At 46.7% G+C, this 12,548-nt stretch carries 10 protein-coding genes; 3 read left to right on the plus strand and 7 right to left on the minus strand.

Annotated features, from left to right (window positions below; all coding sequences use genetic code 11):
• The first annotated feature begins 321 nt into the window (after nt 1-321).
• Entirely contained in the window at nt 322-1,986 is a 1,665-nt protein-coding gene (gene asnB / locus AC2204_RS12835; RefSeq protein ID WP_318925999.1) for an asparagine synthase B, read from the plus strand.
• A gap of 152 nt (nt 1,987-2,138) precedes the next feature.
• Here asnB and AC2204_RS12840 read toward each other — a convergent pair whose 3' ends face one another.
• From AC2204_RS12840 to htpG, 4 genes are all read right to left on the minus strand, one after another.
• Nucleotides 2,139-3,443: an inosine/guanosine kinase gene (locus AC2204_RS12840; protein ID WP_318926000.1), complete on the minus strand. Its 1,305-nt coding sequence runs from the start codon at nt 3,441-3,443 to the stop codon at nt 2,139-2,141.
• Nucleotides 3,444-3,591: 148 nt separating this feature from the next.
• Complete coding sequence (gene hemH, locus AC2204_RS12845) at nt 3,592-4,560, minus strand: ferrochelatase (protein ID WP_318926002.1); 969 nt, start codon at nt 4,558-4,560, stop codon at nt 3,592-3,594.
• 222 nt (nt 4,561-4,782) lie between these two features.
• The gene (adk, locus tag AC2204_RS12850; RefSeq protein ID WP_318926003.1) at nt 4,783-5,427 is read right to left on the minus strand and encodes an adenylate kinase; all 645 of its coding nucleotides are present in this window, start codon (nt 5,425-5,427) and stop codon (nt 4,783-4,785) included.
• Nucleotides 5,428-5,617: 190 nt separating this feature from the next.
• Nucleotides 5,618-7,522, minus strand: coding sequence for a molecular chaperone HtpG (gene htpG, locus AC2204_RS12855; protein ID WP_318926005.1), 1,905 nt, complete (start codon nt 7,520-7,522; stop codon nt 5,618-5,620).
• Nucleotides 7,523-7,710: 188 nt separating this feature from the next.
• Between htpG and AC2204_RS12860 the strand changes: the two genes are divergently transcribed.
• On the plus strand, nt 7,711-8,574 hold the full coding sequence (locus AC2204_RS12860) for a winged helix-turn-helix domain-containing protein (protein WP_318926007.1): 864 nt from the start codon (nt 7,711-7,713) through the stop codon (nt 8,572-8,574).
• Nucleotides 8,565-9,113, plus strand: coding sequence for a regulatory protein ToxS (locus AC2204_RS12865; protein WP_318926008.1), 549 nt, complete (start codon nt 8,565-8,567; stop codon nt 9,111-9,113). Before AC2204_RS12860 ends, AC2204_RS12865 begins: the two co-directional genes overlap by 10 nt.
• A gap of 154 nt (nt 9,114-9,267) precedes the next feature.
• Here AC2204_RS12865 and recR read toward each other — a convergent pair whose 3' ends face one another.
• The 3 genes from recR to dnaX are packed head-to-tail and all read right to left on the minus strand — an operon-like array spanning nt 9,268 to nt 12,418.
• Entirely contained in the window at nt 9,268-9,870 is a 603-nt protein-coding gene (gene recR, locus AC2204_RS12870) for a recombination mediator RecR (RefSeq protein WP_318926009.1), read from the minus strand.
• 3 nt (nt 9,871-9,873) lie between these two features.
• Nucleotides 9,874-10,203, minus strand: a complete 330-nt coding sequence (locus AC2204_RS12875; protein ID WP_318926010.1) for a YbaB/EbfC family nucleoid-associated protein — start codon at nt 10,201-10,203, stop codon at nt 9,874-9,876.
• A gap of 28 nt (nt 10,204-10,231) precedes the next feature.
• A complete protein-coding gene (gene dnaX / locus AC2204_RS12880; protein ID WP_318926012.1) occupies nt 10,232-12,418 on the minus strand; it encodes a DNA polymerase III subunit gamma/tau in 2,187 nt (728 codons plus the stop codon).
• Between the last annotated feature and the right edge of the window lie 130 nt (nt 12,419-12,548).

Here is a 12,548-nt window from a genome sequence, read left to right on the forward strand (position 1 = left end):
TAGCTCGTATATCTGGCTCAACAAACGGCAGCCAAGGCTGCCGTTTGTTTTTACGGTCAAAAAACGCCAACAAATAGACCGCATTCGGAAAAATAAAGGATAAACGAATACTATTCACCAACTAGTCTTTTCTTTAATTGATTGAGGGTTTTTTATTGCATTTAGTTACCGAATACGCAATTTTAACAAACAAGCAAGGGGTGAAGCGAGAGGCGAGTGACTAGAAACTAGAAACTAGAAACTAGAAACTCGCCACTAAAACTCAACTCCCTCGAAAGAATTAGGGATTGCACCAAAAATATTAAGGTTGGAGTGGAAAGTATGTGTTCAGTATTCGGTATCTTAGACATTAAAAGTGATCCAGCAGCACTGCGTGCTACAGCACTGGAAATGTCAAAAAAAATGCGTCACCGAGGCCCTGACTGGTCTGGGATCTATTCATCAGAAAAAGCGATTTTAGTCCACGAGCGTCTTGCTATCGTTGACCTGAATAGCGGTGAGCAACCACTTTACAACCAAGACAAAACCCACGCTTTGGCCGTTAATGGTGAAATCTACAACCACAAAGAGCTGAGTGCCGAGTTTGCATCGGATTACCCATTCCAAACCGAGTCAGATTGCGAAATCATTCTTGCACTTTATAAAGAAAAAGGCCCTGAGCTGCTTGATTATCTGAACGGTATTTTTGGTTTTATTCTCTACGATGCAGAACAAGATGCTTACCTGATTGGTCGTGACCATATTGGTATCATTCCTCTGTATCAAGGCTACGATGAGCACGGTAACTACTATATAGCCTCTGAAATGAAAGCTTTGGTACCAGTCTGTAAATCCATCACCGAATTTCCTCCGGGCCACTTTCTGTGGAGTAAAAAAGGCGAACCAGTGCGTTACTACAAACGTGACTGGATGGAATATGACACGGTTGCTGAGGCAAAAACAGACAAAGTCGCCCTGATAAACGCAATGGAAAGTGCGGTAAAACGCCAGTTAATGACCGATGTACCCTACGGCGTTCTATTATCAGGCGGTCTCGATTCTTCCGTTATTTCAGCTATCACCAAGAAATTTGCGGCACGCCGTATTGAAGATAATGAGCAGTCACAGGCCTGGTGGCCTACCCTGCACTCATTTGCCATTGGTCTTGAAGGCGCACCGGATCTAAAGGCCGCCAAAGTCGTGGCGGACAGCATCGGTACTGTTCACCATGAACTGAAATACACCGTTCAGGAAGGACTGGATGCGATCCGTGACGTGATTTACCACATCGAAACCTACGACGTGACCACCATTCGCGCCTCAACGCCAATGTACCTGATGGCGCGTAAGATCCGTGCGATGGGGATCAAGATGGTGTTATCAGGTGAAGGGGCTGACGAAATATTTGGCGGTTACCTGTACTTCCATAAAGCGCCTAACGCCAGGGAGTTCCACGAAGAGACGGTACGTAAACTCCTTGCGCTGAATATGTTTGACTGCGCGCGGGCCAACAAGTCGATGGCGGCCTGGGGCATTGAAGCGCGAGTACCGTTCCTGGATAAAGATTTCCTAGAAGTCGCTATGCGTTTAAACCCTGAAGATAAAATGTGCGGCAATGGCAAAATGGAGAAACACATCATCCGGGAATGTTTTGGCCATTACCTGCCAGAATCTGTTGCATGGCGTCAAAAAGAGCAGTTCTCTGATGGCGTAGGCTACAGCTGGATTGATACGCTAAAAGAAGTGGCAGAAGCAAAAATTACGGATAAGCAACTGGAAACAGCTAGTTTCCGCTTCCCGTACAATACGCCAACCACGAAAGAGGGGTATGCGTACCGTGAAATCTTCGAAGAGCTTTTCCCTCTGGAGGATGCTGCGAAATGTGTACCTGGCGGCCCGTCGATTGCGTGCTCAAGTGCTAAAGCTATTGAATGGGATGAAAGCTTTAAAAACAGTGCCGATCCATCTGGCCGCGCCATTGCAGCCGTGCACAACGAAGCCTATTAAAAAATAGAGTAGAGTTATCAGGTGCGCGTTTCGAGAAAAGAGACTCGCAGCCTTGAGGAAATAAAAAACCGCCAACTACGGCGGTTTTTTTTATTTGGAATACTACGTTGCTTTTCCTAGGACCTAGAACCTGCTCTTCCTAGGATCCGCTCTTATCTTTCCCAGTATGCTTCTTCCAGGCTGTCTTCGCGCTCTGGTAAACCACGAGATAAACGCGGCGAGTGCTGAGCCAGTACTTCATAGCTCACACGGTTTGCGTACAGACAAACCTGTGAAAACGATGAATAGGTCAGGAAGTTATGCTGATGCTTGCTGGAATTCGGCACGTTGTCTTTGTGATAACGGTTCGCCGACATATCATGCAGTACGGCTGACAGTGCGCCATCACCGGCACCATTGGTATTCTTAATACGCTCTGGGCCACCCATGTATGGTGCAATGTGTGAGTACACCTTAATTGGATTCTCACAACCGGACTTAACCATCGGACGGCTGAACTCATAGCGGTTGAATTCAGGAATGTCACCAGGCAGCAGAGGCAAACTCGTTTCACGCTTCGCTGATTCCTCAGTATAGCCTGCGGTATATAACCCAATAGGACCGGCGGTACACAGTACTAAATCAACCCATTCCAGTGTTTTATCTGACGCGAGCAATGGATCTGACTCGCCCGTCAGTGCTTCGGCTTCATCTTCATTCATCGCAACCACCGTGACATGATCGCGTAAGAAATCACGCCACCACTGCGGATCGTCAGCAATCACAAACTTGGTGCCTAATGTCAGAACAACTGGCACATCGTATTTCTTCGCATATTCAATAGCACGCATGGTAGCATCAGGCATCGGATCGCCGTCTTTACAACGTACCAGATAAGCCGTTAATACCAGCGCCGACGCACGTTTGAAAATATCTTCCGAGATACTATCAGGATGCAGTTGGTTCATGCGGCCTTCATTAATTGCGAAGGTACGCTCACCATCTTTGGAAATCAGAGCAAAACAGCGACCTATCGCACCATCAACGGCCTGCAGGTAATTCATATCCATACGGCTTGAGGTGTTGCAAAGATAGCGGTAGGCATAGCTGCCAATTTCAATATCTTTGCTCATGACGCCTAACAGCACCGATTTATCATCGGCCAGTACAGAATAGTTATGCAAAGTGTTACCAATCGTGCCGCCCGCAAACTCGTGGGTGATCAAATCGTTTTCTTTTAACTCTTGATAAAGTGCTTCCGCTTTATCATCCGTAATGACCAATGAGTGGCCTTTACTCAGCTCATAGCGCTCCAGGAATTCATCACCCACATACGCTTCAATATCAACCAAGGTCTGATCAATACCCACCACGTGGGCGCGTGTCAGACGCTTTTCTGGTTTAGTTTGACTAATAAGTGGATCACGCGCATGTACAGGAAAGTAATGCTTTGATTTACGTTGGCCTGGAAATTTCATGGGAATGAGCTGTCAGTTGTGAATTTTTGCGGATTCTATCACAGAATATAGAACAAAAAAGGAAAAGCTCTCGCAGTTTGTGAGAGCTTTCTCGCTTCAACAGGAAACTTTTTAATACAGTTAATACCCAAACCAGCTCGAGGTATGGCTACCAACCTTGGCTATGCTGTTCGACTAAACTGACCATCATATCAATATGGGCCGGGCTATCATTCAGGCATGGAATTAAATTAAACTCCTCGCCTCCGGCTTCGATAAACGCTGCTTTACACTCTTCAGCAATCTCTTCTAATGTTTCTAAACAATCGACAGAGAACGCCGGACATATTACATCCAAACGCTTAACGCCTTTTTTCGCCAGTGCTTCAATGGTTTTATCGGTGTATGGCTGTAGCCATTCTTCACGACCAAAGATCGACTGATAGCTCATGCTCATCTTGTCACGGCTCAGTGCTAACTTTTCCGTCAGCTTCGCCGTGGTACCATTACAGTGCTCCGGGTATGGGTCACCATTATCGGCATAGCGCTTCGGAATACCGTGATAAGAACAGAGCAGATAATCAGGCTCACCTTTTTCCGCCCACAGTTCATTGACCGACCTAGCCAACGCATCAATATAATCCGGATGATCAAAGTAATGGTTAACAAAGCGAAGCTCTGGAATCTCGGGCTTTTCTTTCAATACCTTAGCGATTTTATCAAACACCGCCGCCGTCGTCGTGCGCGAGTATTGAGGGTATAGCGGTAACACCAGTACTTTCTGACACCCCTGTTGTTTCAACTCTTGCAAAGCCGATTTAATATCTGGCTGGCCATATGTCATGCCCAATGCAACAGGAACATCAAGACGCTGAGCTAATTGTTGCTGCTGACGGCGGGAATAGACCATCAGCGGTGATCCCTCATCCATCCAGACCGCTTGGTATAATTTAGCGACTTTGGGCGCGCGAATAGGCAATATCACGCCATGTAAAATGGGGCACCACAGCCAGCGGGTCATATCGACAACACGTTGATCATGTAAAAATTCAGATAAAAAACGTTTGACCGCGGAAGGGGTTGCTTCGTCTGGGGTACCAAGGTTAACGAGTAGCACACCATATTTATTAATAGTCATTCCCACCTACTGAGTACTTATGTAATCTGAAAAAGCTTATGTTACCACTAAGCGATTAACACTAAAGGCCTAATTAAAAGATTACTGCCACATGTGTGACTTCTAATTAATGTATTTGGTATTAATACGTTAGATAAAACAAGTCGATCATTTCACCATATATAAAAACGGGCGATACCAAGAGGTATCGCCCGTTTTTTTATTGGTAGAAACTACCAATAATTAAGCAAGTTTTTTTTCTAGCTCGGCACTAACAGCTGCAACGTCCTGAGTACCATCGATTTTGATGTACTTAGTGTTACCAGCTTCAGCCTCTTTACCGTAGTAAGCGATCAGCGGAGCAGTCTGCTCATGATAAACGCCTAGACGTGCTAGAACTGTTTCCGCTTTGTCGTCTTCACGAACAACAAGATCTTCACCTGTTTCGTCATCTTTGCCTTCAACCTTCGGCGGGTTGTAAACAACATGATAAGTACGACCAGATGCCAGATGAGCACGACGACCCGTCATACGCTCAACGATAACATCGTCAGCCACATCAAATTCGATAACGTAATCAACAGCAACGCCATTTTCCTTCAGGCCGTCAGCCTGAGGAATAGTGCGAGGGAAACCATCTAGTAGAAAACCTTTTGCACAATCGTCTTGGGCAATACGCTCTTTAACCAGACCAAGAATGATATCGTCAGACACCAACTGACCAGCATCGATGACTGATTTTGCTTGTTTACCTAGCTCAGTACCTGCTTTGATCGCTGCACGTAGCATGTCACCGGTAGAAATCTGAGGAATGCCAAATTTCTCCATGATGAATTGTGCCTGTGTACCTTTACCTGCACCTGGAGCGCCCAGAAGAATGATGCGCATCGTGATCCTCTCTCAAAAATAAGCTGAATTTATCAAAAATCGTCGCTTCTCAAAAACATGCAAAATACACTGATTAGCCAGCTGTCGCAAGCCCGGTACCATGGCCGGGCTTGATTACATGCTTTATCAGAATACTCTTTGATATCACATTACTTATCGCCATATGAATGGCGACTAAGATTAAAAACGATTAGGCCTTAGTCAGAAGCTTGTTCACTGCGGCAACAAACTGTGATGGATCTTCCATTGAACCTCGTTCGGCCAGCATTGCCTGACCCAGCAGTAGTTCAACCCAGCGTCCGAAGGTTTCTTCATCTGCTTCATCTGCCATTTGCTTAACCAGTGCGTGCTCCGGGTTCAATTCAAAGATGTACTTCACTTCAGGCGCATCGTGGCCAGCGGCCGCTAGCAATTTCGCCATTTGTGTACCCATCTCGTTCTCATCAGTTACCACAACAGCCGGGGTATCGTGTAACTTAAACGTTGCGCGCACATCTTTAACGCGTTCGCCCAAATACCCTTTAGCTCGCTCAACGACCGACTTGAACTCTTCTTCAGTTTCTTTGTGCTTCTCTTTTTCTTCTTCGTTTTCAAACTTAGACAGATCAAGATCCGCTTTAGTAATCGCCTGGAATGGCTTACCGTCGAAATCCGCCAGATGACCCATCAACCACTCATCGATACGGTCGTACATAAGGATCACTTCTAAGCCTTTCGAACGGAATTGTTCCAGGTGGGGGCTGTTCTTCGCAGCAGTAAAGCTATCTGCCGTCAGGAAATAAATTTTATCCTGGCCTTCTTTCATGCGTTCTACATACGCCGCCAGTGAGACATTCTGCTCGGCGGTATCGTTATGCGTAGAGCTGAAACGCAGTAAGTTGGCAATCTTTTCACGATTAGAGAAGTCTTCCACCGGGCCTTCTTTCAGTACCTGACCAAATTCCGTCCAGAATGTCTGGTATTTCTCTTCGTCATTCTTTGCCAGGCGCTCAAGCATCGTCAGGGCACGCTTAGTGCATGCCTTACGCAGGGCCTGAGTTACTTTGTTGTCCTGAAGAATTTCACGGGATACATTCAGCGGTAAATCATTGGAATCAATCAAGCCACGCATGAAGCGTAAGTAGCTCGGCATGAACTGCTGCGCGTCATCCATAATGAAGACTCGCTGAACATACAGCTTAAGGCCGTGCTTGCTATCGCGGTTATTCATGTCCCACGGCGCTTTAGACGGAATATAAAGCAGGCTGGTGTAATCCTGGGTGCCTTCAACGCGGTTGTGGCTCCAGCTTAGCGGCTCAGCAAAGTCGTGAGACACATGCTTATAGAATTCATTATATTCTTCGTCTGTGATATCCGACTTATTTCGCGTCCACAGGGCCTGCGCTTTATTGATCTGTTCCCACTTGACCCCAGTTGGCTTACCTTCCTCATCATATTCAGTCGTCTGAATATGAACAGGAATACCAATATGATCAGAATACTTACCAATAATGCTGCGCAGACGGTGTTCATCTAAAAATTCTTTTTCATCATCACGAAGATGAAGAATGATCTCGGTACCACGGCCGGCTTTAGTAATGTCTTCAACCGTGTAATCACCCTCGCCAGCAGAGTGCCAGCTAACGGCTTGATCGGCAGGTACGCCCGCTGCACGTGTGTTAACGGTAACAGAATCTGCAACAATAAAGGCGGAATAGAAACCCACACCGAACTGGCCGATTAATTGTGATTCTTTAGACTGATCTTCACTTAGCTTGGCAAAGAAGTCTTTCGTACCAGATTTTGCAATGGTACCCAAATGCTCGATCACATCGTCACGCGTCATGCCGATGCCATTATCACTGATGGTTAACGTGCCGGCCTCTGCATTGAAAGACAATTTAACCCCGATATCTGCATCATTTTCGTAGAGATCAGGTTGAGAAAGTACACGGAACCGAAGCTTATCGGCAGCATCTGAGGCATTGGAAATCAATTCACGTAAAAAAATCTCTTTATTTGAATATAAAGAGTGAATCATCAGATGCAGAAGCTGTTTCACTTCCGATTGAAAACCACGGGTTTCCTTATTTTTATGTAGCTCTTGTTCGCTCATCTAAACTCCAAAGTAATCATTTTACGTAATTCCTTACATATATGTGGTCATTGGATTGGTTTTCAAGCTATAAAATGGCTTTCACATGCTTTACTTTTTTTCAGTTCGATTTTTCATTTTTTTACATTCAGATTATGTTCAGCGAAACATGGTATACAGATGTCTGAATTATATCTCCGGGGCAAAAAATGCATAAGATACCCACCAAGCTCCTGATCGGGCAACGCTTCCTTTTTGACCCTTACGACAACAGCCTGATTGATCAACATGAAAATAATGCACTGACACGCCTTGGCAGCAATGAGAGCAGAGCCTTAAGTCTGTTGATTGAAGAGCCGGGAGCGATCATTACCCGCACGCGCTTACATGAATACGTTTGGCGAGAACAAGGCTTTGAAGTTGACGACTCCAGCCTGACACAGGCAATATCTACGTTGCGTAAGGCTTTGAAAGATTCTACAAAATCTCCGGGGTTCATTAAAACTGTACCAAAACGGGGCTATCAGATGATAGCCGTTGTAAATGAGTACCAACACATACCCGCCACAGTTTTGCATGAGACTTTCAGTGAGCAGCCAACAGCACAGGCAGCATTATCGGACTCTGAGCATGCTCAGCTGCAAGATAGTGCGAAGACAACGACCAGCCCTGACGGTCAAAAGAGTGCCGCTAACCCCGTTCAATTGTCAGAAAAAATGGGGCTTTGGGCCCGGCTGGCTCTCGTTGTTGCGTTCCTGTTACCACTGCTGGTCAACATGGGCTTTCCGCCTAAATCAGCCGCTTTTGAACCTCTTTTTGATGTCGAAGGCGTGCAAGTCTTAACACCGAAAAATCACCCTGTGCTTTCAGATTGGCAGCCGATAATTGCCAGCTGTGTTCATGCTTATCTCGGATATCATCAAGATAAGATTCGGCCGGTTAAAGTCATTGTAACTGGCGGCCAAAATAATCAACTTTGGCTCAACTACATTCACGATACAGCAGTTCCGGATGAAAACGTTACGCTTCGCTTGCTGACAAGCCAAGAGGATAATTCCAACTTATGTCGATAAAACGTAAACCCGCGCAAATACCGGCACGATTAAAACGCTTCTGGCCGTTTATTGTTTTAGCCTGCTCTGCCATTTTCAGTACTTGGCTGTATTACTCGAGCGACTACAAGCAAGAGCGGCTGTTAATCTCGCGTGAATGGCAATCGAATACCGTGAGCCGAATCGAAAAGACCCAACTGGACCAACTCGGTATGCTGCGTCGTATCGAGCAAGCCAGCCATATGGTTTATCTGCCGAATAAAATGTATTCACGCATTACCCAGATAAAACTGTTCAGTGCCACTGATCAACCGCTGATACTGCATATTTCCGAATCAGGTAAATGGGATGTCAGTGGTGGTTACTTGCTGACAGAGCCCGTCGAATTTAAAGACATCACTTCAGGTCATAATGAAGACTTTCAGAAACAAGATCTAACCACTGTGAAGAAGATATTCCGGATGGATGCACAGAAGAGCCGTCGCATTGATATACTTAATGAAAAATCAATGCTGTTAACCAGCCTGACTTACGGGTCGAGTATTCTTCATTCATTATAATTTATACTCAGTAAGCGGTCAGGGAGCACCTGAGGCCAAAGAACAAAAAAGGAGCCAAAGCTCCTTTTTTTATATTTATCAGCGATCTTTCAGATAAAAAAATACCAACCGTCAGAATCACTCTGGCGATTGGTACTTATACTCACAGGCTGCCTTAATATAACTTATGGCGACCCGCGATAGAGTGAGACAGCGTGGTACCGTCCACCAGCTCTAATTCACCACCAACCGGAACACCGTGAGCAATTCGGGTTGCCGTCACGCCATACTCATTACATAACTCAGCAATGTAATGTGCCGTCGCTTCACCTTCAACTGTCGGGTTCGTCGCCAGGATCAACTCAACAATCCGTTCTTTTTGCAGACGAAACTCAAGTACATCTAAACCGATATCTGAAGGGCCTATACCGTCTAACGGCGACAAGTGCCCCATTAGCACAAAATAGCGTCCCGAAAACTGTCCGGTCGCCTCAACGGCAACAATATCTGCTGGCGTTTCGACAACACAGATCAAGCCATTTTCCTGACGTCGGGGGTTGGCACAAACCGCGCAGATATCGTCTTCGGTAAAAGTACGGCAATCTTTACAGTGGCCGATTTCCGTCATTGCTTTGGTAAGGGCATCCGCAAGTTGCAGACCACCCTGACGATTTCGTTGCAACAAATTGAAGGCCATCCGCTGCGCTGACTTGGGGCCAACCCCAGGCAAGCAACGTAAGGCCTCCATTAATTGTTCCAGTAATTGACTGGTGCGCATTGATTAAAATGGCATCTTAAAGCCAGCCGGCAAGTTCATGCCACCGGTAACACCAGCCATTTTTTCTTTCTGAGCATCTTCGACACGGCGGGCTGCGTCATTAAACGCAGCTGCGATCAAATCTTCCAGCATGTCTTTGTCATCTTCCATCAAGCTGTCATCCAGCTCGACGCGGCGAACACTGTGGCTGCCGGTAATGGTTATTTTTACCAGGCCAGCACCAGATTCACCAGTGACTTCCATATTGGCAATTTCTTCTTGCATCTTCTGCATGCGCTCTTGCATTTGCTGCGCCTGCTTCATCATGTTGCCCATACCACCTTTACCAAACATATTATCTCTCTCTATTGGTCTGGTTAATTTATAACGGCCTAACGCTGTCTTCATCCAAAACAGCGGCAAAGCGCTGACAGATAAAGTTCACATTTGGATCACTCAATAAACTCTGTTTCGCTTGATTAAGCTTCTGTTGATAAAGCGCTTCTCGCCATTCAAGTGGCGATTGGCCCCTTTCACTCAGCTCAATCGATAATTCTACCGGTACTGCCAGTAACCCATTCAGTGCTTGCGTCAACTGCTCCCGGGCTTTAGGGCTATCCAGATGTGCCTGTGACTGGCGTAATGACAAAATAACCAGATTGCCATTCTGTTCAAACGCTGAATTCAACGCTAACTGCTGGACCAACCGCCCTACATCTAGCTTAGTCACTAAATCGGACCAACTATCCTGATTTGCCGCTTCTTTGACAAGCAATTTCGCCATCTCTGGCGTTTTTTCATGCTCTAATGCCTGCTTGATATTACGAGGGGCGACATCAACCTTCATCGCTTCAGGCTCTGCTGCCACCATCGGTTTCCAGCGATACCCATCCTCTTCTAATGGCGTTTCGCCTGGAGAAAAATGATCAGATTGAGGTGGAGCCATCGACGCCGGCATCGCAGGGTTTCCCGAGACAGGAGCAGTTCGTCCTGAGTCCGGTAAGTGCGAGCCAGAATGCTTATTGGCAATCCGATCTAACACATTCGTTGCGACTTTTTTAGCTAACGTCGATTCATTTTTTTTTGGCGATTGCTCGTCATTGCCGCGTTTAGTATGGCTGCGTAGTTTATTACGCGCGGCCAGCAAACCGGACGCCGCCGATTGGGGCTGTAACGGTTGCGCCAGAGTAACCGTTGGTTCAGGTGGCGGTGCCATTTCAGACGATGTCATCGCCGACTGAGGAGCAGCGGGGACGGTCTCTGGATGGCTAGGTTGAACCGGAACCTGAGGCTGTGAGTTCATCTGTGCTTTCAATGCTTGAACGCGCTGTATCCCCTGCTGCGGTATCTGCTGTTGTGGCGCCAACTGTTCCTGATTTGAATGGGCAGCATTCACTGGTGCCATGTTGGCAGGGGCCGAGTTGACAGGAACCGGCGGCTCACTTGTCGGAACGGCAATTGCCTGAGGGATGATCCCCTGCCCTGCAACTGGACGGAAAGCCAGCATCCGTAGCAACACCATCTCTAACCCGGTACGCCCATCAGGGGCAAAAGCCAAATCCTGACGGCCTTGCAGGGCGATCTGATAGCATAGCTGTACATCTTGTGGAGACATCGCCGTACTTAAGGTAACAATACGCTCAGCATCGGGGGCGCTTTGATCCAGCGCAGCCGGTAATGCCTGATACATCGCGACCCGATGTAATTGTGCAGCCAGTTCACGCAGCAGGCTATCCCACTCAACGCCGACATTTGCCAGCTGTTCAAGACTCGCCATCGCCGGTTTCGCATGACCCAGAGCGACTGCTTCCAGCAAATATAAGGCTTGATCGGTATTCAGGGTTCCGAGCATCGCTGAGACAGAAGCTGCATCTATCTGACCATTACCCAGCGCAATGGCTTGATCGGTCAGGCTCAATGCATCACGCATACTGCCTTCAGCTGCACGTGCCAGCAGGTTTAACGCCTTCTGTTCAAATTCAACATTTTCTTGATTTAATACATTATCAAGCTGAGTTTGGATCTGGGCGTTATCCAGATGCTTAAGGTGGAATTGCAAGCAGCGGGATAAAATCGTCGCCGGTAATTTTTGCGGATCAGTCGTTGCGAGAATAAATTTGACGTATTCCGGTGGCTCTTCAAGGGTTTTCAGCAGCGCATTGAAACTATGACGAGATAACATATGTACTTCGTCAATAAGGTAAACCTTAAAGCGACCGCGGGCCGGTTTATACTGAACGTTATCAAGCAGTTCGCGGGTATCTTCAACTTTTGTTCTTGATGCCGCATCAATTTCTAACAGATCAACAAAACGACCTTCGTCAATTTCACGACAAGTATCACACTGACCACAAGGTGTTGCCGTAACTCCCTGCTCACAGTTCAATCCTTTGGCAAAAATACGCGCAATTGTCGTTTTACCCACACCCCGGGTACCGCTGAATAAATAAGCGTGATGAAGACGGTTATGTGCGAGCGCGTTGGCCAGTGCTGTTAATACATGGGACTGTCCTACCACATCACTAAATTGATGTGGCCGCCATTTACGTGCCAGAACCTGATAACTCATGTGATATACCTTACTGAAACGTAATTATTCAGTATATTTCCGTAGCAATTCAAGCCGTCAATATTAACACAGAGAGAAAAATGGAGCGAGAGGGCACAATCGTGAGCGCCCAATCATTAGCCAACTTCAC

This window comes from Photobacterium sp. (assembly GCF_057456235.1).